Below are 24,362 nucleotides of genomic sequence, written 5' to 3'. Positions count from 1 at the left end.
AGCGCGACGGCATCCCCGGCGGTCCCTCCGGCTACTCCTCCAGGGGGCCGAGGTCGGGCTCGGCGACGAACCGCGCGGCGGTCTCCGTCACCCGCTCCAGTTCGACCAGGACCAGCACGTTCTCACGAGTGTGCAGCGCCGCCGCGGGCACATAGAGCGTGCGCTGCGGACCGTTCGACCAGTAGCGGCCTAGCAGGAAGCCGTTCACGAGCGCGAAGCCCTTGCCCCACCCCGTCGTGTCGAGGAACAGGTCGGACGGCTCGTCGAGTGCGAACGAGCCCCTCAGCACGAACGGGGCGACCCCGGACTCGGCTGAGACGGCGGCCGCAGCATCCGTCACCGAAGCACCGAGAGCGGCGACGTCGATGGGCGTCGCGCTCCACCCGGTGAGGGGCGCACCCGCGAGCGTCACCGGGCCGATGAGACCCTTGGGCTCGCCGAGGCGCACGTCGTAGTTGACGCGGCCCTGCTCCTCCACGAGCACCCGCAGCCGGCGACCGGCAGGCACGACGAGGGCATCCTCGTGACGTGTGCGCGAGAGCGTGCCGATCGACACCCCGTCGACCGACACCCAGGCGTGGTCGCGCACTTCGCCGAAGCGCAGCACTCCCCCGCGACCGTCGAGGTCGGTCTCGTAGGCGACGAGGGCGCTGAGGTGGCGGAGCTCCTCGAACGTCGGCGGGGTCTCGTGAGGGGAGGCGGATGCTGCGACCGCCGCATCGACCGGGTCCAGTGCCACGTCGAACGCGGGAGCCGGACCACTGGCTGCGGGCACCTCGTCGGGCACCGGCGCGTATTTCGCGATGACGTCGCGGAAGGCGAAGTACTTCTCGGTCGGATCGCCGCGCTCGTCGAGCGGGGCGTCGTAGTCGTACGACGTCACGATCGGGAGGTACCGGCCCTTGTCGTTCGCACCGTTCGTGAGGCCGAAGTTGGTGCCGCCGTGGAACATGTAGAAGTTCACGGACGCGCCCGACGCGAGGAGCGTGTCGAGCTCAGCCGCCGATGCCGCGGCCGGCGTCGTGTGGTGCGTGTTGCCCCACCAGTCGAACCAGCCGTCCCAGAACTCGGCGCACATGAGCGGCCCGGTCGGCTGGTGCCGCCGCAGGGTCTCGAGGCGCTCGGCCGCGCGGGAACCGAACGAACCCGTGAGGTGCACACCCGCGACGCTGCCGTCGCGGAGCATCTGGTCGGTCGGCTGGTCGATCGTGGTGAGCGGCACGGTGATGCCGGCGTCCTTCGTCACCCGCACCAGGTGCTCGAGGTACGCGGTGTCATCGCCGTAGGCGCCGTACTCGTTCTCGATCTGCACCAGGATGACCGGTCCGCCGCGGTCGATCTGCCGCGGGGCGACGATCTCGTACACGCGCTCGAGGTAGGCGGTGACCTCGGCCAGATACAGCGGCTCGGAACGGCGCAGCCCGACACCCTCGAGGGCGGTCAGCCACACGGGGAGTCCGCCGTTATGCCATTCGGCGCATATATACGGACCCGGCCGCACGATCGCGTGCATGCCCTCCGCCGCGACGAGGTCGAGGAACGCGCCGAGGTCGTTCCACCCGGTCGCGTCCCACTCGCCGCGCACCGGCTCGTGGGCGTTCCACGCGACGTAGGTCTCGATGGTGTTGAGCCCCATGAGCTTCGCCTTGCGGATGCGATCCGCCCACTGCCCGGGGTGCACCCGGAAGTAGTGCAGCGCCCCGGCGAGCACCCGGAACGGCTTCCCGTCGAGGAGGAAATCCGTCTCGCCGATCGCGAACCGCTGCTCGTCTGTCACTGGGCCGATCCCGTGCGGGCGCGGAGCACCGTGGCGAGGCGCTCGAGCTGCGAGGCATCCTCGAGGGCCGAGCCGACGGCGGCGACGCGCACGCCGGCGTCGAGGAACTCGTCGACGTTCGACGCGTCGAGGCCGCCGGTCGCGACGAACTTCACCTGCGGGAGGGGCCCGCGGATGTGCTTGAACCAGCCGCTGCCGAGCCACGTCGCCGGGAACGCCTTCAGCCACGTCAGCCCGAGCGAGACGGCGAGCTGCACCTCGCTGGGGGTCGCGACTCCGGGAAGGATCGGGATGCCGGCATCCTGCGCCGCGCGCACCACGACCGGGTCGAGCCCCGGCGAGACCAGATACACCGCGCCCGCGTCGGCGGCGCGCGTCACCTGCTCGGGCGTGATGATCGTGCCCGCGCCGACGCTCTTGCCGCGGGCGGCCGCGGCCTCGACGACCGCGCGCAGGGCACGCTCGTCCTCGTCGGTCTGCAGCGGCACCTCGACCGAGTCGATGCCGAGGTCCCACGCCGTCTCGGAGAGGCGCACCGACCGCTCGACGCCCATGCCGCGCAGGATCGCCATGAGCGGGGCCCCGGCGAACGCCGTGTCGAACCAGCTGCCCGGGGTCGCAGCATCCATGTCGGTCGATGAGGTGGGCTGGGAAGTCATTCGAGGGTCCTTCGTGCGTGAGGTTCGGCGAGCAAGGGTGTTTGGGGCGCGATCTCTCCCTTGGGGCGGAGAATCTGCGCCCCAACGGACAGAATGCGCCCCGAACCCGTCAGGTGGGGAGGTCGGCCGGCTCGTCGATCGAGTCGGTCGTGGTCTGCAGGGTGCGGGCAGCGCGGGCATGGCCTGCGCGCAGGCGGTCGGCCACGGGGTCGCCCGAGAGGCGTCCGGCGAGGTAGCCGCCGGCGAACGCGTCGCCCGCGCCGACGGGTTCGACGACCTCGACGACGAGCGCGGGCTCGAACACCACGTCGTCGCCGACGAACGCGGTGGCGCCGACGTCGCCGTCCTTGACGATGAGCTCCGCGACGTCGGGCAGCAGGGCACGCACGTCGACCGCGGTGGCTGTGCCCCACAGGGTCTCGGCCTCGTCGCGGCCCACGAGCACGATGTCGGCGCCGCGGGCGAGCTCGAGCAGCGCGGGTGCGGCGGTCGCCGCGTCCCACAGCGGCGCGCGGTGGTTCACGTCGAACGACACCGGCACGCCGTGCTCTCGCGCGCGAGCGATGACGCGCGACAGGAAGCCGGCGGCCGATGCCGAGATCGCGGCCGTGATGCCCGAGACGTGCAGCAGGTCGACGCCGTCGAACGAGACCTCGTCGGCGTCGGCCTCCGACAGGTGCGCGGCGGCCGAACCCCGGCGGTAGTAGAGCACCCCGTTGCCGGGGTCCTTCACGTACAGCCCGGTCGGGTTCGCCTCGTCGAACTCGACGTGCGAGACGTCGACGCCGCGCGCGGCGAGCTGGCGCGCGACGCGGCGCCCGAGGGCGTCGGCGCCGAGCCGGCTGAACCAGACGGCGCGATGCCCGAGGGCCGCGACGTGCGCGGCGACGTTCGACTCCGCTCCCCCGGCGTCCATCAGGAATGCGTCGGCGTCGGCGACCGGAGTCGCGACCACCGGCGTCACCATCGCCATCGTCTCGCCGATCGCGAGCAGAGTCCGGGGCACCCCGCCAGCGTAGTCAGGCCGCAGCATCCGTCACCCTTCTTGCTCGGATCGCGCGAAACTCGGAGATCCCGCCGAACTCGGACGGATGCGCGCGATCAGCCCGAGTTTCGCCGGATCTCCGAGGTTCGCCGGGGGGCGGAGCGGTCGGGGCAGTTGCCGGCGCTGCGCCGGCCCACCCGCGAAGCTCGGAGATCACCCGAAATTCGGACGGACTCGCGCGATCGGCCCGAGTTTCGCAGGATCTCCGATTCTCGCGGTGAGCCGACCCGCGCCCGCGCGCCGCCGTCATCGCAGGTCGGTGACGGGGGCGGCGTCCATGTCGTCGAACGCCTGGTTCTCGCCGGCCATCGCCCAGATGAACGTGTACGCCGACGTGCCGACGCCGGAGTGCAGCGACCACGAGGGTGAGATGACGGCCTGACGGTCGGCGATGACGAGGTGACGCGTCTCTTCGCGCTCACCCATGAGGTGGATGACGCGCGCGTCCTCGGGCAGGTCGAAGTACAGGTAGCACTCGGTGCGGCGGTCGTGGGTGTGCGCCGGCATGGTGTTCCACATCGAGCCCGGGTGCAGCTCCGTGACGCCCATCACGATCTGGCAGCTCTTCACGCCATTCTCGTGGATGTACTGGTTGAGCGTGCGGCGGTTCGACGTCACCTGGTCGCCGAGCTCGCGCACCGTGCCCTCGCCGGGCGACACGAGCGCCGCCGGGTAGGCCGTGTGGGCCGGAGCCGAGAAGAGGTAGAACTGCGCCCCGGTCTCACCCGAAGCGTCGGCGAACGAGACGTCCTTGATGCCGCGGCCCAGGTACAGGCACGCGCCCTTGACGAGCGTGTAGACCTCGCCGTCGGCGGTGACCGTGCCGGTGCCGCCGACGTTGATGATGCCGACCTCGCGGTGCTCGAGGAAGTAGTCGCTGCGGATCTCGGGATAGCCGCCGAGCTCGAGCACCGAGCCCGCGGGCACGGCGCCGCCGAGCACGATGCGGTCGTGGTGCGTGTACGTCAGGCGGATCTCGCCCAGCACGAAGACGTCGGGGATGAGGTACGTGTCGCGCAGGTCCTGCGTCGTCATGCCCGGGATCTGAGCGGGGTTGGTCGCGTAGCGCTGCGGGATGTTCGTCTGGGTCACGAGTTCTCTCCTGGTTCTGCGTATGGGTGCGTGGGTGCGCGCGTAGGGTCAGCGGACGAGCCAGCCGCCGTCGACGGGGATGACGGCGCCGGTCACATAGGCGGCCGCGTCCGAGGCGAGGAACACGAAGACGCCTTGGAGATCGGATGCCTCGCCCCAGCGTCCGGCCGGAATGCGCGACAGGATCGACGCGGCGCGATCCTCGTCGGCCCGCAGCGGTGCGGTGTTGTCGGTCGCCATGTAGCCGGGTGCGACGGCGTTGACGGTGACGCCGGCGGCCGCCCACTCATTTGCGAGGGCCTTCGTGAGCCCCGCGACGGCGTGCTTAGATGCGGTATATGCCGGAACGAGAATGCCGCCCTGGAACGACAGCATCGACGCGACGTTGATGATGCGTCCGGAGCCGCTCGCGAGCATATGGCGGCCCGCCGCCTGCGACAGGTGGAACACCGCGTCGAGGTTGATCGCGAGCACGTCGTCCCAGTCGCCCAGCGGGTAGTCCACAGCGGGTGCCCGGCGGATGGTGCCGGCGTTGTTGACGAGGATGTCGAGTCCGCCGAGCTCGGCGACCACCTCGTCGACCGCCGATGAAAGCTCGTCAGGCGTCGCCGACACGAGGTCACGCTGCACGCGGTGGACGCGGCGGCCGGTCGCCTCGATGAGCTCGGCGGTCGCCGACGCGTCACCGCGATCGAGCAGGGCGACGTCGGCACCGGCTTCGGCCAGCGCGACCGCGGCGCCCTGGCCCAGCCCCCGGCTGGACCCGGTGACGAGCGCGACCTTGCCGTCGAGGCGGAACGAATCGAGGATCATGCGGCGGACTCCTGGGTTGCGACGACCTGAGCGGAAATGAAGCGGGTGGTGAGCTCGCCGAGCCCCGAGATGCGCACGGTGACCGCGTCGCCGTCGGCGAGCGGGCGGTGCGCGTCCTGGGCGGCGGGCAGCTTCTGCGGGGTGCCGGTCGACACGATGTCGCCTGGCTCGAGGGTCAGCACCTGGCTGAGGTGGTGGATCACGTAAGCGACCGAGAAGATCGTGGTCGAGGTGGACTGCGACACCGTCACAACCCCTTCGCGCACGACCTCGACGAGAAGGTCCTGCGGGTCGGGAGCCTCGTCGGGCGTCACGACCCACGGCCCCAGCGGCGCGAAGCCGTCGGAGCACTTGCCGAGCGCCCACTGGCTCTGCCGGCGCTGCCAGGCGCGATCCGACACGTCGTTGAGGATCGTGTAGCCGCCGACATGGTCGAGCGCGTCCTCCATCGACACCTGGTGCGTGCGACGGCCGATGACCACCGCGACCTCGCCCTCGTAGTCGACGTCGGTCGCACCCGCCGGGATCACCACGGCGTCGTTCGGGCCCGCGAGCGTGTTCGGCGTCTTGACGAACACGTCAGGGTACTCGGGGTCGTTCGCGGTCGGGTCGACGCCGTCCGGCACGTGCCCGCGGTAGTTGTAGCCGAGGCAGAGGATCTTGCCCGGCACCACCGGCGCCAGCAGCGTCGCCGCATCGATCCGCGGCAGCGTCGCGACGTCGGCCGACGCCACCGCCGCCCGCGCCGCGTCGAGAGCGTCGCCCGACGACAGCACCTCGGTCACCGACGCCGCGATCCCGCCGAGGTCCACCAGGCGATCATCCGCGACGACCGCCGCCGGCCGCGCACCCGTGGGCGTCGCGTACGTGACGAGCCTCACCAGTACTTCCTCCACTCCGGACGCGCGACGCGCATCAGGGCCTCGAAGTAGAAGTAGTCGCCCCACAGGGTGCCCTCGTCGACACCGTTGCCCTTCGGCAGGTCGTACACCGAGTGCAGGATGAGGGCGTCCGAGTCCTCGGCGTTCTCCGGTGCGTAGTTCGCGATGAGCGACGCCAGGATCGAGTGCGCACGCGCGGTCCACTCGGCGGCGCGCGCGGCATCCGTCTCGACCGAGGCGAGCTCGAGCAGGCCGCTCACGGCGATCGCGCCCGCCGAGCTGTCGCGGGGCGCGTCGCTGCCGTCGGTGTAGACGAGGTCCCAGTACGGCACCTCGTCGGAGGGCAGGTGGCGGAGGAAGTACTCCGCGCAGCGACGGGATGCCTCGAGCAGGCGCTCGTCGCCGGTCACCGTGTAGTTCATCGCGAAGCCGTAGATGCCCCACGCCTGCCCTCGAGCCCAGCACGACTCGTCGGCCGCGCCCTGCTCGGTGCCGCCGCGGAGGGCCTCACCGGTCTCGGCATCCCAGTAGAACGTGTGGAACGTCGAGTCGTCGGGGCGGAGGATGTGCTCGCGCAGCTGCGCGGTGTGGCGCACGACGGCGTCGGCGAAGCGCTCCTCGCCGGTCTGCTCGTGGGCCCATGTCAGCAACGGCATATTCATGAGGCTGTCGATGATGGTACGACCGCGCTGGGCCGGGTCCGAGAGGTCTCCCCACGCCTGGATGACGCCCGCCGGCTCGAGGAACCGCCGCATCAGGTGGTCGGCGGCGAGCAGCGAAGCCTCGCGTGCATCCTCGTCGCCCTCGAGGCGCCAGGCGGCGACCGTCGACAGCGTGTACAGGAAGCCGATGTCGTGGGTGTCGAGGTCTTCCTCGGCACGCACGCGGCGCGCGAAGTCGGCGGCGTCGGCCTCAGCCGCCGCGCGGTACTGCTCGTCCCCCGTGAGCTCCCACGCGAGCCACAGCAGTCCGGTGCGGAAGCTGGTGGTCCAGCCGCGGTTGCCGCCGAGCGGGATGCCGCCCTCGGCCGGGCGCAGCTCGTAGCGGTCGTCCACCGTCGTGTCGTCGGGGTACGAGCCCCCGAACTTCGCGATGTTGCGCCGGATCGTCGACAGCGCCGCGGCGATCGCCGTGTCGGTCGTGGTCTCGGTGATGCCCGCAGCGGGCGAGGTGGACGTCATGGGGAGATTCCTTCTGGGGTATATATCGAGAGCGGATGCCGCGGCCTCAGGCCTTCGCGGCCGCCTCGTCGAGATCGAGCACAGGGCGGAGCGTGAAGCGGGAGTTGCTCCACGCGAAGAACAGGGCCGCGGACGCCGTGAGGCCGAGCCCGAGCGCGGGCGCGGTGGCGAACACGGCGACCTGCGCCGCCAGCGCGGCGAGCGACGCCGCGGTGAGGTACCACCGGCGCAGACTCAGGTAGAGGCTCGCGCGCAGCACGTCGCGCAGGCGCGCGGCCGGCGCCTCGGCGATCGCGACCAGGGCGACGAGCCCGACGGCGACCGCGACGAGCGCCAGCACAGCGAGCAGGGGAACGGTGAACACCGCGACGGGGGTGGCGGACAGCATCCGTACATCCACGAGCAGCACCACCACGACCGCCGTGACCGCCGCACCGACGAGGAGCGCCCGGCGCCACGTGGCGCGCAGCCCCGCGACGAACCCGCGGATCGGGCCGAGCCCGCCCGCCCCGTGCTCGCGGAACGCGCGGAACGCGGCGGCGAGCCCGGGGGCGGCGAGCGGCGCCGCGACGGCGAGCAGCGGCCACGAGTACAGCGGGTCGGTCGTGACGAGCAGCACCACGAGCGGGAGCGACGTGACCAGCAGCAGCAGGTTCACCATCAGCCCGAGGTAGATCATCCCGATGAGGGATGCCCACGTCTCGTGCGACACAAGCCCGTTGAGCTTCGCGAGAGCACCGGTCTTCTTCATGGCCTCAGCCCTTCAGACCGCTCGTCGCGATGCCCTCGACGAAGTACTTCTGACCGAGGAGGAAGATGATCGCGATCGGGATGACCGAGATCGTCAGGCCCGCGAACAGCAGCGCGTAGTTCGTGTCGTAGAGGTTCGAGACGAAGCTCTTGAGGCCGAGCTGGATCGTCCACAGGTCGGGGTTGCGCAGATAGATGAGCGGCCCGAGGTAGTCGTTCCAGGTGTTGACGAACGTCAGCAGCGTGAGAGACGCGAGCGCCGGGATCGACAACGGAAGCATGATCTTGCGCCAGATCGCGTACTCGCTGAGGCCGTCGAGTCGCGCCGCCTCGGAGAGCTCCTCGGGGATCGTCTCGTAGAACTGCTTCATGAGGAACACGCCGAACGCGCCGAACGCCTGCAGCAGGATGATCGCCCACAGCGTGTTGGACACCTTGAAGTTCGACAGCAGGATGAACTGCGGGATCATGTACGACTGCCACGGCACGGCGATGGTGCCGACGTACAGCAGGAACAGCACGTCGCGACCGCGGAAGCGCATGCGCGCGAAACCGTAGGCCGCGAATGAGCCCGTGAGCACCTGCAGGAACGTGACGACCACGGCCAAGAACAGCGTGTTGCGGATCCAGACCAGCATGTTCGACTTCGACCAGATGTCGACGTAGTTCTGCCACACCCAGGTCTCGGGGAGCCACTTCACCGGCACCGAGAAGACCTCGTTGGCCGACTTGAACGAGCTCAGCACCATCCACACGAACGGTGTGAGCAGCGCGATCGCGAAGATGACGAGACCGACGTACATCGCGATGCGCGCGACGCGGCGACCGGTGGTCATCTTCTCGGTCGGGATCTCGAGGCGGGGCTCGGGTGCCTCCTCGGCGAGCTTGCGCAGGCCTCGTCGCGAACCCCGGGGCGGGGTGAAGTCGGCGACGAGCTGGTCTGCTTCCTTCTGGATCTCAGTAGCAGCCATCAGTTGCTCCGCTTCTTGTTCCAGAGGAACTGGAGGATCGTCACGATGATGCACATGAAGAACAGCGCCACCGCGGCCGCCGAGGCGTAGCCGAACTGGCTCTCTTCGAAGCCCTTGCGGTAGATGAACTGCGAGAGCACGAGCGTCGACTGGCCGGGGCCGCCGTCGGTCATGACGAGGATGAGGTCGAAGATCTTGAACGAGTTGATCGTCAGCATCACGGTGACGAAGAACATGGTCGGGCGCAGGCACGGCAGCGTCACGTTGACGAACCGCTGCCACACGCTCGCGCCGTCGACGCGGGCCGCCTCATGGAGCTCGCGCGGGACCGTCTGCAGGCCCGCGAGGAACAGGATCATGTAGTAGCCCATGTCGCGCCACGTGCCGACGATGACGACGGCCGGCATCGCCCATTCGGGCGAGGTGAGCCATCCGGGCGGGTTCTGGATGCCGATGAACCGGAGGAACTCGTTGATGGGCCCGTACTGCGGGCTGAAGAGCAGGTTCCACACGACCGCGATCGCGACGATCGAGGTGATGTAGGGGAAGAACGCGGCGGTGCGGAAGAAGGCGACGCCGCGGAGCTTGTTGTTCAGGAGCAGCGCGAGGCCCAGCGAGACGGCGATGGTCAGCGGGATGTGCAGCACCGAGTAGTACAGCGTGTTGAGGACCGAGATCCGGAAGCTGCCGTCGCCGAGCAGGCGCTCGAAGTTCGCGAGGCCGACCCAGTCGGCCTTGCCGAACACGTTCCAGTTCGTGAACGACATGTAGAACAGCACGATGATCGGGATGAGCGTGAGCAGCCCGAATCCGAGGAAGTTCGGAAGGATGAAGCTCCACCCGATGAGGGTGTTGCGCAGCCGCATCTTCGAGCGCGCGCGGCGCACGGGCGGCGGTGCGGTGCCGGCCTCTGTGGCGGTGATGGTCGCCATGGCGGACCTCCAGTGGGGGATGAGTCAGGGGGCGGTGGCCGGTCCGCCGCAGGGTGCGGACCGGCCACCGGGTCAGGCCCCGGAGGGGCCCAGGGCCGCAGGGCCCGAGGGCCTCAGGGCCCGAGGGATCAGTCGGTGCCGACCTCGTTGGCCACGCGGTCCTGGGCCTCGGTGATCGCGTCGGTGACGCTCTTCGAGCCCGACATGATCGCGGTGTGCATGTCGCCGAGGATGCCCTGGATCGCCGCCGCCTTGTTCGACGTCGGGTTCTCGGGGTGCACCTCGTGGGTCGAGTACGCGAACTTCGACAGGTCGTCGCTGGGAGCGCCGTCGACCGAGAAGTAGGTCTCGACGACCGGGTCCGACAGCAGGGCCGGCGTGATGCCGATGCCGGCGAGCACCTGGGCGCCCTCTTCACCCGCGGCGAACGCGAGGAACTTCTTGGCGGCCGCGACCTTGGACTCGTCGATGCCGGCGTTGATGCCGAAGCCGGTCGGGTCGCCGAAGGTCACCGGGGTGTTGTCGAGACCGGCGGTCTTGGACGAGACCTGCGGGATCGGCGCGATGCCCCACTCGAAGTCGTCGGCGTCGCCCGAGGCCTGCTGGGCGATGAGCGTCGCGACGAACCACGTGCCCATCTGCAGCATCGCCGCGTTCTGCTTGCCGAACTCGCCCTGGTAGGTGAGCTGGTTGGCCTTGGCCGTGTTGAAGTCGACCTGGTCGCCGGCGTCCTGGAGCGCGAGAACGTTGTCGTAGAAGGGCTCCATGTAGTCGTACTCGCCCTTGAGGATGTCGCCGTCGGACTGCGCGTTCGCGAAGCCCTGCACCGTCGACTGCCAGTTGTGGAGGTACGCGCCCTTAGCCGTTCCGCCCGCGGCGGCGATGCCGTCGGTCAGCGCGGCGGCGGCGTCCGCGTAGTCGTCCCACGTCCACGAGCCGTCGGGGTACTCGACGCCGGCCTGGTCGAAGAGCGCCTTGTTGTAGTACAGCACCCACGAGTCGTTGCGGTAGGGGACCGCGTACGCGGTGCCGTCGACCTCGTACGACTTCGCGCCGCTGATGCCGTCGGGCAGCTCGACATCCGACACGTCGAGGAGCTGGCCGCCCTCGACGAACGTCGGGACGAACTTGACCTCCTTCTGCGTGATGATGTCGGGGCCGGATCCGGCGGCGAGGTCGGCGGTGAGGAGGGTGTTGTACTCGGTGGCGTCGTAGCCCTTGACCTCGACGGTGATGTCGGGGTTCTCCTCGTGGAACGCGTCGGCGAGCGCCTGGAACTCCGGCGTCGTGTCGATGCTCCAGCCCGAGAGGCTGAGTGTGACGGGACCCGACGACTCCTCGGGCGCGGCCGCGTCGCCACCGCCGCTGCAGCCGGCGAGAGCGAGCGTTGCGACCACGGCGATGCCGGCCGCGGCAGCGTATGAGCGCTTCATTCTGGGGGTACTCCTTTGTGATTGCGGACCCGTCATCGGGCCCATCGGGTTACCGGTTCGCGGGGGACGCGGTTCCGGGGTGTGCGAGGCGACTCGTGGTCGCCGTTCCGTCGGGCCAGGTGGCCGTGACGGTGGTCTCATCGCCGTCCTCGTCGAGGACGACGGCCGCCGTACCGGCGGGCGATGCGAGGTCGCGGGTGGTGAGCTCGACGAGGGTCGCGCTCCACGTGCCCGGCTCCACCGGGAACGACACGAGCGGCACGCCGGCGACCGGCCCGAGCGGGCTGGCGTCCTCGCGCGTCTCGACGGTCGCCTGGCCGGTGCCGAGGAGGGGATGGATGCTGCTGCTCAGCCGATCCGCGATCACCGAGGCCGCAGCATCCGTCGACGCGTTCTCGAGAGCCTCCGCCGCGAGGGCCCAGCCGCCCACGCGGAGGCGGAGCGTCGCGGCGTCGACACCGGACTCGAGTGCGGCGACGCGGACGAGGCGCACCTCCCACGGGCCGCGCACGAGCGAGTGCACCTCGACGAGGCCGGCGATCTCGATGTCGCCGTCGATGCCGGAGCCGTGGCGCTGTGCCGACGGGCGGAGGTCGATCCAGTGCGCGCGCGAGACGGAGGCGGCGATGCCGACGCGGCTGCCCTCGTCGTCCTGCACGCGGACGTCGATGAGCTCCATCGCGGCGCGGTGCGTGGCGCGGCCGGCGGCGTCGACGAGGGCCACGGACTGCTCGAGGGGCTCCTCGAAGGCGCGCTGATTCGCGAGCGGGCCGGCGGCGGTCGCGTACCCGATGCGCGCATACAGCGGCGAGTCGCCGACGAGGCTGCCGTCGGCGGCGTGGTCGGTGCCGTGGTTGACGATGCGCACGATGCCGTCGGCCTGCGTGCCCGAGATGACCCAGCCCGCCGGGCGCACGGTGCGCAGCTCGTCGCCCGACTCGATCGGCAGCGGCTCGGTCTCGGCGGCCCACACCGGGTGGTCGGCCGGCAGCGCGATGCCGAGGAGGCCCTTCACGGCCCAGTACGGCGAACCGGGGCCGGAGTACGACTGTGCGAGCTCGCGCCACTCGTGGTGCCAGCCCATCGAGAGCACGCCGTCCTGCGTCGGGACTCCGGCGTCGGCGAAGTGCGCGACGACGGCGTTCGCGGCGCGACGCAGCTGCCCGAGCGGCACCGACGGCACCTCGGCGATCGCGCCGACCCAGAACGGGGCCGCGGCGGCGAAGCGATAGATGAGGCTGCGTCCCTGCACGAGCGGCGAGCCGTCGGCGCCGACGAGGGTGACGGCGTCCTGCAGGAAGCGGTCGAGACGCACGATGTCGCCCGCAGTGCGCCCGCCCGCGAGCTCGTCGGCGCCCTGCATGCGGGACCACAGCACGGGGTAGGTGTGCAGCGCCCAGCCGACGTAGTGGTCGTACGAGCGCTCGAAGCCGTCCGAGATCCAGCCGTCCTCGCGCAGGAGCACGTCGTGGAGGGCGAGGTCGTCCGCGATGTCCGCCGCCGACCAGGGGCCGCCGACCGAGCGCAGGAAGGTCTGCACGACGACGCGGAACCACAGCCAGTTCGTCTTCGGGTAGGTGTCGTCGCCCACGACGGGGGCGAGGTAGTCGATGACGCGCTGCTGCGTGAGCTCGTCGAGCCGGTCCCAGATCCACGGGCGCGTCATGTCGAGCACGAGCGCGAGCGACGCCGCCTCGACCTTGGCCTGCGCGTGCTCGTCCAGGCGCACCCAGCGGTCCGCAGCATCCGGATCCACGCCCGTCGTGATGCCGCGGCGGTAGAAGTCGGCGAGCTCCTCGGTGCCCTCGCCGCGTGCGCCGGCGATGCGGAAGCCGGCGAGGAGGAACGTGCGGGCGAAGCCCTCGAGTCCGTCCACGGCGTGGCCGTAGCCGCCCTCGGCACCCGGGAAGTGGATGCGGCCGGCACCCGGCGACGCGTGGGTGCGGGCAGTGTCGAGCAGGCGGTCGGCGAAGGCGAGCCACTGGTCGCGGGTCCAGTCGAAGCCCGTCGCGAGCTGCGCCGGCGTGGTGGACTGCTGGACCGTCACTGGGATCTCCCTTGATGCCTCGTTCTCGCCGCGGGATCATCCCCGCGAAGAGCGAACGTTTGGGACTGTAGCAACCCAATTCGTTCATTGCAAGGTTGTTTGAGATTCGTTATGATCGTTTATGATCGCTTTGGGTTCACGGTGGACCCTACGACGGTGGATCTCCCACCCAGGTGAATCAACGAGGAGGAACCTTGACGACCGCGAGCGCGACGTTCCGGGGCGAACTGGCCGCCGTCTACGAGCGGCGGGCCGGTGCCGCCTTCGGGGCGGCCGTCGCCGGTCTGCTCGCGTCGCCCGACGAGGCTCTTCCCGTCGCCCCGTCCGACGACCGCACGGTCTGGGGCCCCGGCGGCAGCGCCGACCCGGTCGCGGTCGCCGACGTGCTCGCCCGCGCCGACGACGACCTCGGCCGCCCGTGGGGCGTCCCGCTCGCCACCGCCGCCGCGCGCATCCACGACGACGGCGACCGCGAGGGCTGGGAGGCCATCGTCTTCGAGCGCCAGCGCCGCCTCGCCCGTGCCGCCCTCGCCGCCGCCCACCACGCCGACGACCCCGACCTCGGCGCGCGGTTCCTCGCCGAGGTGCTCGACGGGGTCTGGCTGATCTGCGAGCAGAGCACCTGGTGCTGGCCCGCCCACGACGACGCGTTCCGCGAGCGCGGGTCCGTGCTCCCCACGGTGACCGCGCCGTACCTCGATCTCGGCGCCGGCGAGGCTGTCGCCCTTCTCACGTGGATCGACCAGCTCCTCGGTGCACGGCTCGAAGCCCGGTACCCCGGCATCCGCTCCCGCATCCGCCACGAGGCGCGCGTGCGCGTGTTCCAGCCGTTCACCGAGCGCCGCGACTGGCACTGGATCGGCCTCGACGGCGATGTGCACAACTGGAACCCGTGGATCCACGGCAACGTCATCACCGCCGCGCTGCGGCTGCTCGACGACCCGTCCGAGACCGAGGAGCGCGCACACATCGTGACCCTCGCCCTCGAGGGCATCGACCGGTACGTCACGGCGCTGCCGGCCGACGGCGCGATCGACGAGGGCTACGCGTACTGGTGGAACGGCGCGTGCCGCGCGCTCGAGGCCCTCGACATCGTGCGGCACGCGACCGGGGGAGTGCTCGACGCGTCGGGCATCCCGGCGCTGCGCGAGACCGTCGCGTTCCCCCACCGCATGCACCTCGGCGGCGACTGGTACCTGAACCTCGCCGACGGCCAGGCGCGCGTCTCGGCCGCGCAGCCGTGGCACGCCCTGCATCGTGCGGCACGCAATACGGGAGACGTGGATGCTGCGGCCCACGCCGCGTCGCATCGCATCGTGGGCGAGCCCGCTGCCACCGAGCACGAGGGGTTCGGGCGGTTGCTGCGCGGCATCACGGATCCCGCCTGGGTCGGCGCTGCGCGCGCGTCGTCGCCGTTCCCGCGCGACGTCTGGCTGCCGTCGACCGAGGTGCTGCTGGCCCGCGAGCACGGCGGCACGCCTCGGGGCCTGACGGTCGCGGTCAAGGGCGGGCACAACGGCGAGCACCACAACCACAACGACGTCGGCTCGTTCGTCGTCGCGTCGGACGGCGTGCCGGTCATCGTCGACGCCGGGCGGCCCACCTACACCCTGCAGACCTTCGGGCCCGGCCGCTACGACATCTGGACGATGCAGAGCGGCTGGCACAACGTTCCGGTCATCGGCGGTCTCGAGCAGAGCCCCGGGGCGGAGTACGCGGCGTCCGAGGTCGAGGTGGACGGCGCGTCGCTGTCGCTCGAGCTCGCGGGCGCCTATGCCGACGCGGCGCCCTGGCACCGCACGGTGCGCCTCGAGCGCGCAGCGCGCCGCGTCGTGATCGAGGATGCGTGGAACCCCGGCGGGACGACCGCGCCCACCCAGGTGCGGATGCTGCTGGCCGGAGACGTGCACCGGGGCGCAGCATCCATCACCGTCATTCCCCTCGACGGCGCGACGCCACTGCGCATCTCGTGGCCCGAGGGCGTCGACGCGTCTCTCGTGGTGCGCGAACTCGATGATCCGGTGCTGTCGAGCGTGTGGGGCGCGCGACTCACCCGGCTCGATCTCGACGTGACGGCCGCCGACGCGGTCGCGGTCACGGTAGAACTGGACCTGACGAACGCGGAGGACGCCCGATGACCGACCAGACACCGGCGCTGCTGGCCGCGGAGCGGCGGGCGCACGTGATGGCCACCCTCGAGCGCGATGGCGCCGTGCGCGTCGCCCAGCTCATGGACGAGCTCGGCGTCGCGCCGGTGACGCTGCGTCGCGACCTCGCCCAGATGGAGCGCGAGGGGCTGCTCGTGCGCGTGCATGGCGGTGCGGTGCCGCCGGCCGGCGGGCTCGACGACAGCGAGTCGGGCCATGCGCTCGGCGCCGCACGCACCGGGTCGATCGCGATGCTCGTGCCGTCGCTGAGCTTCTACTGGCCGAGCGTCGTGCGCGGCGCCGAGGCCGAGGCCACGCGCCAGGGCCTGCGCGTCGTGCTGCGCGGTGCGTCGTACGAGCTGCAGGACGAGCGCCCGGTGCTCGAGCGCCTCGTGCACACCGAGGGCGTGCGCGGCCTCGTCGTCGCGCCGAACACCGACACCCCCCACGCACAGGACGTCGTGCAGTGGCTCGCCGAGTGCGGCGTGCCCAACGTGCTCGTCGAGCGCGACGCGGTGCTGCTGCCGTCGGGCAGCCCGGTCGAGAACGTCACGACCGACCACGCGCTCGGCGCCGTGCTCGCCGCGCGGCACCTCGCCTCGCTCGGCCACCGCCGCGTCGGGCTCATCATCGCGCGGGACTCGCCCACCTCGCGCAAGATCGCCGCCGGCTGGCAGGCCGCGTGCCTCGAGCTCGGCCTCACCCCGTCGGACCACTTCGAGACGAGCCTGCCGCCGCGCACCAGCCCCGACTTCTCGGCGGTCGTCGACGCCACGCTCGACGCCGCGCTGTCGAACTCGGTGACGGCGATCCTCGTGCACTCCGACCCCGAGGCGATGGCGTTCGTCGACCTGGCCCTCAACCGCGGCATCTCGGTGCCCGGCGACCTGTCGGTGGTCGCCTACGACGACGAGGTCGCCGAGCTCTTCACGCCGGCGCTCACCGCCGTGAGCCCGCCGCGCGCAGCGGTCGGAAGCGCGGCGGTGGACCTGCTCGTGCGGCGCATCGAGGACCCCACCCGCCCGGTGCACCGCGTCGTGCTGAACCCGACGCTGAACGTCCGCGGCTCGACGGCTCCGCCCCGCGGCGCCTGACGGCGGGGACGGATGCCACCACCCGGCGCGTGCGCCTGGTGGCCGGTGGGATCGCGGCTCGCTAGAGTGCCGCCATGGGGGAGGACGTCCCGGCACAGGAGTTCACCCGCGCCGATCGGACTCGCCATCGCGAGAAGGTCCGGCGCAACCTCGACGTGTTCGCGCGCATGCTGCGCGAGGCGCATTTCGACACCGACGATCCGCTGACCGGTCTCGAGGTCGAGCTGAATCTCGTCGATGAGACGGGAGATCCGGCGCTGCGCAACGCCGAGGCGCTGGAAGCGATAGCGGATGCTGCGTTCCAGACCGAACTCGGACAGTTCAACATCGAGATCAACGTGCCGCCGGCACGCCTGCGCGAGGGAGGTCTCACGACCTTCGAGGAAGGCCTGCGCCGGAGTCTCAACCACGCCGAGGAGCGGTCGTCGACCGTCGGCGCGCACCTCGTGGCGATCGGGATCCTGCCCACGCTCGCCGAGGGACACCTGCGGCCCGACAGCATCAGCGCCAATCCGCGCTACCGGCTGCTGAGCGAGCAGATCCTCGATGCGCGCGGCGAAGACATCCTGATCAAGATCGACGGGCCCGAGCGGCTCGTCACGACGGCGGACTCGATCCTGCCCGAGGCCGCGTGCACCAGCACCCAGCTGCACGTGCAGACCTCGCCCGACTCGTTCGCGGCGTACTGGAACGCGTCGCAGGCCATCGCGGGGGTGCAGCTGGCGATGTCGGCGAACTCGCCCTACCTGCTCGGCAAGCAGCTGTGGCGCGAGACGAGGATCCCGCTCTTCGAGCAGGCCACCGATACCCGGAGCGAGGAGCTCAAGGTGCAGGGCGTGCGCCCGCGCGTCTGGTTCGGCGAGCGCTGGATCACGTCGGTGTTCGACCTCTTCGAGGAGAACGTCCGCTACTTCCCGGCACTGCTGCCGATCGTCCACGACGACGACCCGATGGAGGTGCTCGACGACGGCGGCATCCCCGAGCTCGCCGAGCTGCGGCTGCACAACGGCACGATCTACCGCTGGAACCGCCCGATCTACGACGTCGCCGGGGGCGTGCCGCACCTCCGCGTCGAGAACCGGCTGCTCGCCGCCGGCCCGACCGTCGTCGACACCGTCGCGAACGCCGCGTTCTACTTCGGCCTGGTGCGCGCGATCGCCGAGAACGACCGGCCGCTGTGGTCGCAGCTGTCGTTCACGGCCGCCGAGGAGAACTTCCACATCGCCGCCCGCGACGGCATCGACGCCCAGCAGTACTGGCCCGGGGTCGGGCAGGTGCCCGCGACCGAGCTGGTGCTCCGGCGCCTCCTGCCGCTCGCGCACCGGGGCCTCGAGGCGTGGGGGGTCGAGGCATCCGTCCGCGATCGCCTGCTCGGCATCATCGAGGGTCGCTGCCTCACGGGTGTCACCGGCGCCGGCTGGTTCACGGACCGCATGAAGCGGCGCGCGACGATGGAGCGCTACGACGGGCTGCGCGCCACCCTGCTGGAGTACCGCGAGGCGATGCACACGAACGAGCCCGTGCACACCTGGGAGTGACCCGGGCGTCCCGCGTCGGCGTCCCGCGTCGGCGGGCGGGTCAGCCCGCTGCGTCAGCCCGCGAGGGCGGCGCCGCGCCAGTCGGCGAGGACGCGAGCCGCCGCGCGGGTGTGCGCCCAGGGCATCTGCGGCACCTCGACGCGGCCCTCGGCCAGCGCGAACGAGACGGCGTCGGCCTCGGCGCCCATCGGCTGCACGACCGGCACCTCGATCACCCGCTCGTCGGCGCCGCGGCGCACGATGAGCTGCGACGGACTCTCGGTGCGGCTGCCCCACACGTTCGGCAGCACGACCTCGGCATCGGCGAACGTCAGCACGCCCGTGTCGGAGAGGTTCTCGATGATCGACGTCGCGATCACGGCGGTGAGGTCGCCGAACGTGAGCTCGGCCGAGGCGGTGCCGTCGACCCCCGCGACCAGCTCGGCGTCGAAGCGACGGTACTCGGGATCGATCGGCCGGCCGGCCGCGGCCGCGAGATCGATCGCGAGCGACAGCGGGTAGCAGCCGACGTCGAGGATCGCCCCGCCGCCGACCTCCGGGTCGAACAGGCGCCCCTGGTGGATGACGGCGTCGAACCCGAACGCGCCCTCGAAGCGCTGCGGCGCGCCCAGCTCGCCGCCCGCGGCGAGCTCGCGCAGGGTGTCGGCGAACGGGCCGAACCGGGTCTTGAAGGCCTCGAGGAACGGCCGCTGCACACGTTCGGCGGTCTCGAGGATCCGCTCCACCTCCGCGAGCGTCGGGCTCGCCGGCTTCTCGCACAGCACCGCCTTGCCCGCCTCGAGCGCGCGGATCGCGAGGTCGGCGTGGGTGGTGTGGACCGTGCCGACGTAGACAGCGTCGACATCGTCGCGCGCCAGGATCTCGTCGTAGGTTCCGGATGCCGCGGCCCCGTGCTCCGACGCGAACGCCGCCGCCCGCTCGGCCGACGAGCTGCCCACGGCATGCAGCATCCCGTGCTCCGAAGCGCGGAGCCCGACCACGAAGTCCCGGCTGATCTGCCCCGGCCCGAGGACCGCCCATCTCGTCTTCGGAATGCTCTGCGCCTGTGTCACGCCCCCGATGCTACCCACCCGCCTCGGGCCGCGCGCGGGAGTCAGGCGATCGGCTCGGCGGCCTCGCGCGCGGCGCGGGCCGACGAGCGGATCGCGCCGATGCTCGCGGCGATCACCAGCGCGATGCCGACGATCTCGAGCCACGTCATATGTTGCCCGAGGAATATGAAGCCGGCGAGGGCCGCCGTGGCGGGTGCGAGGCTCATCAGGATCGCGAAGACCGCGGCCGGAAGGCGCCGCAGGGCGATCAGCTCGAACGCGTAGGGGATCGTCGACGACAGCACCGCCACCGCCGCGCCCAGCGCGACGATCTCGATCCGCAGCAGGGCGGCGCCGGCATCCACGATCCCGAACGGGAGGGCGATCAGCGCGCCGACCGTCATCGCGAGCGCGAGCCCGTCGAGCTTGGGGAACGCCCGGCCGACACGCGCCGAGGCGAGGATGTAGAACGCCCAGCTGCCCGCGGCGCCGAGAGCGAACAGCACGCCGATCGGATCGAGCCGGTCCCACCCGCCGCCGCCGAGCGCGACGATGCCGGCGAGGGCGAGCAGCGCCCACAGCCACGCCGAGGCCCGGCGTGCGGCCACGATCGACAGCACGAGAGGGCCGAGCACCTCGATCGTGACGGTGACGCCGAGCGGCAGGCGCTCGAGCGCGAGGTAGAACAGGCCGTTCATGAGCGCGAGCACGAGCCCGAACTGCGCGACCGCCGTCCAGTCCGCGCGCGAGTGCCCGCGGACGCGGGGCCGCGCGATCAGCAGCAGCACGACCGCCGAGAAGACGAGCCGCAGCATGACCATGCCGAGCGGCCCCACCTGCGGGAACAGCAGCACGGCGATCGAGGCGCCCACCTCCTGGCACGCGAGTCCCGCGATCACCAGCAGGATGGCGGGTGTCGTGCCCGCGCGTCCTGAGCCCGCGACCGCAATGCCCCCGGTGCCGGCCCCGGCGTTCACTCCGCTGCCGGAGGAGCGCAGACCGCGAGCGTGTCGATCGCGGCGTGGTACTGCTCGGCGGTCCACGGCAGACCCGCCTCGGGCGCCGTCTCACCCGCCGTCGCGGGCGTCTTCGACGCGATCGCCGCGAGCTCCCACGCCAGGTACTCGCCCACCGCCGCGTCTGCGGCGGAGTTGTTGAGCACGACGGCGACGGTCAGTCCCGTCACGGGATCGGCGAAGGCTGCAGTGATGTACCCGGGCACCTTGCCGAACTGGCCGATGAGGGAGCCGGCGATCAGCGCGCCACCGTCGGCCGCGTACCAGGACGGCGCATCGGGGGCGACCGCCATCGGCGCGCTGAACCGCTCGTCGTCCTCGACGAGCGAGCCCGACGCCAGGGACTGCACGTAGCGGCCCAGATCATGGATGTCGGTGACCACGCCGGCGTCGGTGAAACCGCTGCTCGACGACGCCGTGGTCAGGTCGATCGGCTGCGCGCAGTCGAGCGCGCCCTCGGCGTTGTTGACCGACTGCCCGCCCTGGAGCACGCCCGACGCGGGGAGCTCGCCGAGCGAGGTCGCATCGAGACCGAGCGGGTCAGCGACGTAGGTGTGGATGAGGTCGGCGGCCGACGCCTCCGTCGCGCGCTGCAGCGCGAGGCCGAGGAGCACGTAACCCGCGTCGGAGTCGCGGTACGCGGCGCCCGGCTCGCTGGTGCGCGGCTGACCGAGCCCGAAGCTCGCGAGGTACCGCGGATCCCACACGCGGTCGGGGTTCGAGATCCACGACCCGTACAGCTGGCCGGCGTACGAGCCGATTCCCGACGTGCCGTCGCACAGCTCGAGGAGCGTCACATCGGCCAGGTCGGGCACGCCCGACACGTACGTCGAGATGCTGTCGTCGAGCTTCACCTTGCCCGCCGCGGCGGCCTCGAACAGCACGTCGCACGTCATGGCGCGGGTCACCTTGCCGGCGCGGAACAGCAGGTCGTCGGTGACCTCGCCACCGCCGTCCGGTCGCTGCGTGCCGAGGCCCGCGACCCAGCTGCCGCTCCAGGGCGCCCAGACTCCGACGATCGCCCCGGACGACCCGGTGACGCCCATCGCGTGGGTGACGGCATCCGTCAGCTGCTGCACGGTCTCGTCGGCGAAGGCCGCGGTCGTCTGCGGGGGCACATCGGGCTGGATGTCGTTCTCGAACGAGCAGCCGGCAAGCAGCAGAGCCGTCGTCACGGCACCGGCGAGCACCGCGATGGCGCGTCGATGTGTGGAGCGGGTCCGCATTCTCACCCCCCGATGATCGTGCAATGAATTCAAACACACCAGAGTCGCTTCGGATGAACGGCCATCCGTAGGGTGAAGCCATGACCTTCCTCTTCGACGACGCCGCACTGACCGGCGTGCTCGGCCACATGAACGGCGACCACGGCGACGACAACCTCCTGATCTCGCGCGCGTTCGCCGCAGACGCAGGACTGACGGATGCTGCGATCAGCGCCGCGACGATGACCGGGTTCGACGGGGATCAGGGTGTCTGGAAGGCGACCCTCGAAGACGGCTCGACCGCCGAGATCGCGGTCGCGTGGCCCGGTGGCCCGATCACGGAGCGGCGCGAGGTGCGGCGCGAGATCGTCGCGCTCTATGACGAGGCGTGCGCCCGCCTCGGAGTCGAGCCCCGGCCGCACGCGTAGAAATTTGTGGTTAGGTTCGCCTTATCTTCAGTTAGCATGAAGGTATGAGCGACCCGATCCCGTTCTCCACCGCCCTGCGCGAGCGGTCCAGCAGTTCGCACTCGTCGAGCGAGCACTCCGGCTTCATGGCCGACCTCATGAAGGGGGAGGGCACGCGCGAGGACTACGTGGCCCTCGTCGTGCAGCACTGGTTCATCTACGAGGCGCTCGAGCGCACCGCCGGCCAGATGCGCAACGACCCGGTCGCGGCGGTGTTCATCTCCGACAAGCTCACGCGGCTCCCCGCGCTCGAGGCCGACCTCGAGTTCCTGGTCGGCCCCGACTGGCGCGACGAGATCGAGCCGCTGCCGACGACGCGTCGCTACGTCGACCGCATCAACGAGGTCGGCGCGACGTGGGCGGGCGGCTTCGTCGCCCACCACTACACGCGCTACCTCGGCGACCTGTCGGGCGGCCAGTTCATCGGGCGCCTGATGGCACGCCGCTTCGGCTTCGACACGAACGGCATCGGCTTCTACCTCTTCGAGGACATCGCCGACCCGAAGGCCTTCAAGGACGTCTACCGTGAGCAGCTCGACGCCGCCCCCTGGGATGCCGACGAGCAGGAGCGCGTGATCGACGAGGTGCTGCTCGCCTACCGCTTCAACACCGAGCTCTTCGAGGACCTCGCCGCCGCCAAGGCCGCCGACGCCGCCCACGTCGCCTGACGCCGGCCGCCCGCCCGCGGTCGCCCGCCCGTCCGGACCGCTCTCCCAATTCCGCGAGAGTACATCTGGTGGACGAGAGGTAGGGAAGCAACCACCCTCTCGGCGACCAGCTGTACTCTCGCCGGAGGGACGGGGGGACGGAGGGGCGGGGCGGATGCCGCGGCCCGGCGTCGCGGCAGGCCACGGGCGCCCGGGGGGCTCAGGCCACGGGGGCTCTGCGGACTCAGGGCACGGACGCCCGGGGACTCAGGCCACGGGCGTGCCGCGCACGGCGGACGCCATGAAGCGCCGCACGTCGGGGTCGACCTGGATGTCGCGGGGCCGGAGCGGCCGCGAGAGGTACAGTCCGTCGAGCGACGTGAGGCGCGACAGCGCGACGTACGTCTGACCGGGCGCGAACGCGCCGGACCCGAGGTCGATGATCGCGCGGTCGTAGGTCTTGCCCTGCGACTTGTGGATCGTCACGGCCCACGCCAGGCGCAGCGGGAACTGCGTGAACTCGGCCACGATGTCGCGGGTGAGGGTCTTCGAGCCCGGGTTGTACGAGTAGCGGTACTTCTCCCACACGGACGGCTCGACGTCGAACTCCTCGCCTTCGACGTCCACGCGCACGGTCTCGCCCGCGATGCGTGTGACCGTCCCGATCGTGCCGTTGACCCATCGCGGCGGCTCGCCGAAGGCGGCGGTGTCGTTGCGCAGGAACATCACCTGGGCCCCGACCTTCAGTTTGAGTTCCAGATCGGCGGGGTACGCGGCATCCCCCCGTCCGAAATCGCCGTTGACCTCCGCCGTCGCGGTCTGCTCGCGCCCGATGAGCTCGTTGAGGTGCCGCCGGTTGATGTTGTTGACGATGTCGTTGCGGGTCGCGAGCGTGATGATCGGGTGCTCGCCGTCGAGCGGATCCGGGGGAGTGCGCGCGCCGGTGGTGTTGAGCACCTCGGCGATGTCTGCTGTCACACGGCCGTAGCGCACCGCGTTGAGCATCGCCTTGAACGCCGGATCGGACTGCCGGTGGATGTCGACGAGCTCGCGGATGTTCAGGTCGGCGCCGTACGAGCCGACGTCGAGGATGCCGTCGCTCACGGCCTCGCCCACCCAGACCTTCGCGTCGAAGAACCAGAACGAGCGGTAATGGTCCTGCACGTATCGCAGTTCGTCGCCGCGCGGCGGCACGGGTGCGAGCTGGTACGGGTCGCCGAACATGACGATCTGCGTGCCGCCGAACGGCTCGCCGCGCCGCCCGCGGGCCTTGCGCAGCGAGCGGTCGATCGCGTCCATGAGATCGGCGTTGACCATCGAGATCTCGTCGATCACGAGGGTGTCGATCGCGTTCAGAAGCTTGCGGGTCGCGTCGGACTGGTCTTCGTCGTGTGCGCCGATGATGCCGAGCGGCAGCTTGAACAGCGAGTGGATCGTCTGGCCCTCGACGTTGAGCGCCGCGACGCCCGTCGGGGCGCACACCGCGATCTGCTTGCTCGTGTTCCACGCGAGGTGCTGGAGCAGCGTCGACTTGCCCGTGCCGGCGCGTCCGGTCACGAACACGTGCTCGCGGGTGTCTTCGATGAGCCGGAACAGCGCCTCCTGCTCAGCGGACAGAGGCGGAGTGTTCACCGAT

At 71.0% G+C, this 24,362-nt stretch carries 21 protein-coding genes; 5 read left to right on the top strand and 16 right to left on the bottom strand.

All coding sequences use genetic code 11. From position 1 onward, the window contains the following. Positions 1-31: 31 nt before the first annotated feature. The 12 genes from ACFC1I_RS07740 to ACFC1I_RS07685 all read right to left on the bottom strand — a co-directional run bounded on the left by ACFC1I_RS07740 (position 32) and on the right by ACFC1I_RS07685 (position 13,581). Positions 32-1,777, bottom strand: a complete 1,746-nt coding sequence (locus tag ACFC1I_RS07740; RefSeq protein WP_376007629.1) for a beta-galactosidase family protein — start codon at positions 1,775-1,777, stop codon at positions 32-34. Continuing rightward, entirely contained in the window at positions 1,774-2,436 is a 663-nt protein-coding gene (locus tag ACFC1I_RS07735) for a bifunctional 4-hydroxy-2-oxoglutarate aldolase/2-dehydro-3-deoxy-phosphogluconate aldolase (RefSeq protein WP_376007627.1), read from the bottom strand. Before ACFC1I_RS07735 ends, ACFC1I_RS07740 begins: the two co-directional genes overlap by 4 nt. A gap of 109 nt (positions 2,437-2,545) precedes the next feature. Then, positions 2,546-3,442: a sugar kinase gene (locus tag ACFC1I_RS07730; protein WP_376007625.1), complete on the bottom strand. Its 897-nt coding sequence runs from the start codon at positions 3,440-3,442 to the stop codon at positions 2,546-2,548. Positions 3,443-3,727: 285 nt separating this feature from the next. Next, entirely contained in the window at positions 3,728-4,573 is an 846-nt protein-coding gene (kduI, locus tag ACFC1I_RS07725) for a 5-dehydro-4-deoxy-D-glucuronate isomerase (protein ID WP_376007623.1), read from the bottom strand. A 48-nt stretch (positions 4,574-4,621) separates the two neighbouring features. After that, the gene (kduD, locus tag ACFC1I_RS07720; protein WP_376007621.1) at positions 4,622-5,386 is read right to left on the bottom strand and encodes a 2-dehydro-3-deoxy-D-gluconate 5-dehydrogenase KduD; all 765 of its coding nucleotides are present in this window, start codon (positions 5,384-5,386) and stop codon (positions 4,622-4,624) included. After that, positions 5,383-6,267 (bottom strand): fumarylacetoacetate hydrolase family protein, encoded by an 885-nt coding sequence (locus tag ACFC1I_RS07715; protein WP_376007619.1) that lies wholly within the window; start codon positions 6,265-6,267, stop codon positions 5,383-5,385. Before ACFC1I_RS07715 ends, kduD begins: the two co-directional genes overlap by 4 nt. Beyond that, a complete protein-coding gene (locus ACFC1I_RS07710; RefSeq protein WP_376007617.1) occupies positions 6,264-7,448 on the bottom strand; it encodes a glycoside hydrolase family 88 protein in 1,185 nt (394 codons plus the stop codon). Before ACFC1I_RS07710 ends, ACFC1I_RS07715 begins: the two co-directional genes overlap by 4 nt. A gap of 46 nt (positions 7,449-7,494) precedes the next feature. Continuing rightward, the gene (locus ACFC1I_RS07705) at positions 7,495-8,199 is read right to left on the bottom strand and encodes a ferredoxin-NADPH reductase (protein WP_376007615.1); all 705 of its coding nucleotides are present in this window, start codon (positions 8,197-8,199) and stop codon (positions 7,495-7,497) included. Positions 8,200-8,203: 4 nt separating this feature from the next. Continuing rightward, a complete protein-coding gene (locus tag ACFC1I_RS07700; protein WP_376007613.1) occupies positions 8,204-9,169 on the bottom strand; it encodes a carbohydrate ABC transporter permease in 966 nt (321 codons plus the stop codon). Next, the gene (locus tag ACFC1I_RS07695) at positions 9,169-10,101 is read right to left on the bottom strand and encodes a carbohydrate ABC transporter permease (RefSeq protein WP_376007611.1); all 933 of its coding nucleotides are present in this window, start codon (positions 10,099-10,101) and stop codon (positions 9,169-9,171) included. Before ACFC1I_RS07695 ends, ACFC1I_RS07700 begins: the two co-directional genes overlap by 1 nt. 128 nt (positions 10,102-10,229) lie before the next feature. Next, a complete protein-coding gene (locus ACFC1I_RS07690; RefSeq protein WP_376007609.1) occupies positions 10,230-11,534 on the bottom strand; it encodes an ABC transporter substrate-binding protein in 1,305 nt (434 codons plus the stop codon). Positions 11,535-11,583: 49 nt separating this feature from the next. Continuing rightward, positions 11,584-13,581 (bottom strand): DUF2264 domain-containing protein, encoded by a 1,998-nt coding sequence (locus ACFC1I_RS07685; RefSeq protein ID WP_376007607.1) that lies wholly within the window; start codon positions 13,579-13,581, stop codon positions 11,584-11,586. Positions 13,582-13,775: 194 nt separating this feature from the next. Between ACFC1I_RS07685 and ACFC1I_RS07680 the strand changes: the two genes are divergently transcribed. The 3 genes from ACFC1I_RS07680 to ACFC1I_RS07670 all read left to right on the top strand — a co-directional run bounded on the left by ACFC1I_RS07680 (position 13,776) and on the right by ACFC1I_RS07670 (position 18,360). After that, the gene (locus ACFC1I_RS07680; protein ID WP_376007605.1) at positions 13,776-15,719 is read left to right on the top strand and encodes a heparinase II/III family protein; all 1,944 of its coding nucleotides are present in this window, start codon (positions 13,776-13,778) and stop codon (positions 15,717-15,719) included. After that, the gene (locus tag ACFC1I_RS07675; protein ID WP_376007603.1) at positions 15,716-16,822 is read left to right on the top strand and encodes a substrate-binding domain-containing protein; all 1,107 of its coding nucleotides are present in this window, start codon (positions 15,716-15,718) and stop codon (positions 16,820-16,822) included. Before ACFC1I_RS07680 ends, ACFC1I_RS07675 begins: the two co-directional genes overlap by 4 nt. A 74-nt stretch (positions 16,823-16,896) precedes the next feature. Then, positions 16,897-18,360: a glutamate-cysteine ligase family protein gene (locus ACFC1I_RS07670; RefSeq protein ID WP_376007601.1), complete on the top strand. Its 1,464-nt coding sequence runs from the start codon at positions 16,897-16,899 to the stop codon at positions 18,358-18,360. A gap of 53 nt (positions 18,361-18,413) precedes the next feature. Here the strand turns inward: ACFC1I_RS07670 and ACFC1I_RS07665 are convergent, their stop codons facing one another. From ACFC1I_RS07665 to ACFC1I_RS07655, 3 genes are all read right to left on the bottom strand, one after another. Next, the gene (locus ACFC1I_RS07665; protein WP_376007599.1) at positions 18,414-19,412 is read right to left on the bottom strand and encodes a Gfo/Idh/MocA family protein; all 999 of its coding nucleotides are present in this window, start codon (positions 19,410-19,412) and stop codon (positions 18,414-18,416) included. Positions 19,413-19,453: 41 nt separating this feature from the next. Further along, complete coding sequence (locus ACFC1I_RS07660) at positions 19,454-20,296, bottom strand: DMT family transporter (protein ID WP_376008029.1); 843 nt, start codon at positions 20,294-20,296, stop codon at positions 19,454-19,456. Positions 20,297-20,364: 68 nt separating this feature from the next. Further along, the gene (locus tag ACFC1I_RS07655; RefSeq protein WP_376008027.1) at positions 20,365-21,633 is read right to left on the bottom strand and encodes a serine hydrolase domain-containing protein; all 1,269 of its coding nucleotides are present in this window, start codon (positions 21,631-21,633) and stop codon (positions 20,365-20,367) included. Between the two features lie 80 nt (positions 21,634-21,713). Between ACFC1I_RS07655 and ACFC1I_RS07650 the strand changes: the two genes are divergently transcribed. Beyond that, on the top strand, positions 21,714-22,040 hold the full coding sequence (locus ACFC1I_RS07650) for a DUF2470 domain-containing protein (protein WP_376007597.1): 327 nt from the start codon (positions 21,714-21,716) through the stop codon (positions 22,038-22,040). Between the two features lie 44 nt (positions 22,041-22,084). After that, positions 22,085-22,747: a heme oxygenase (biliverdin-producing) gene (locus tag ACFC1I_RS07645; RefSeq protein WP_376007595.1), complete on the top strand. Its 663-nt coding sequence runs from the start codon at positions 22,085-22,087 to the stop codon at positions 22,745-22,747. A gap of 246 nt (positions 22,748-22,993) precedes the next feature. Here the strand turns inward: ACFC1I_RS07645 and ACFC1I_RS07640 are convergent, their stop codons facing one another. Continuing rightward, positions 22,994-24,358, bottom strand: a complete 1,365-nt coding sequence (locus tag ACFC1I_RS07640; protein WP_376007593.1) for an ATP-dependent RecD-like DNA helicase — start codon at positions 24,356-24,358, stop codon at positions 22,994-22,996. Between the last annotated feature and the right edge of the window lie 4 nt (positions 24,359-24,362).

The organism is Microbacterium sp. NPDC056044 (assembly GCF_042267145.1).
Classification (GTDB): Bacteria; Actinomycetota; Actinomycetes; order Actinomycetales; family Microbacteriaceae; genus Microbacterium.
This window is presented reverse-complemented; position numbering and strand designations above follow the sequence as displayed.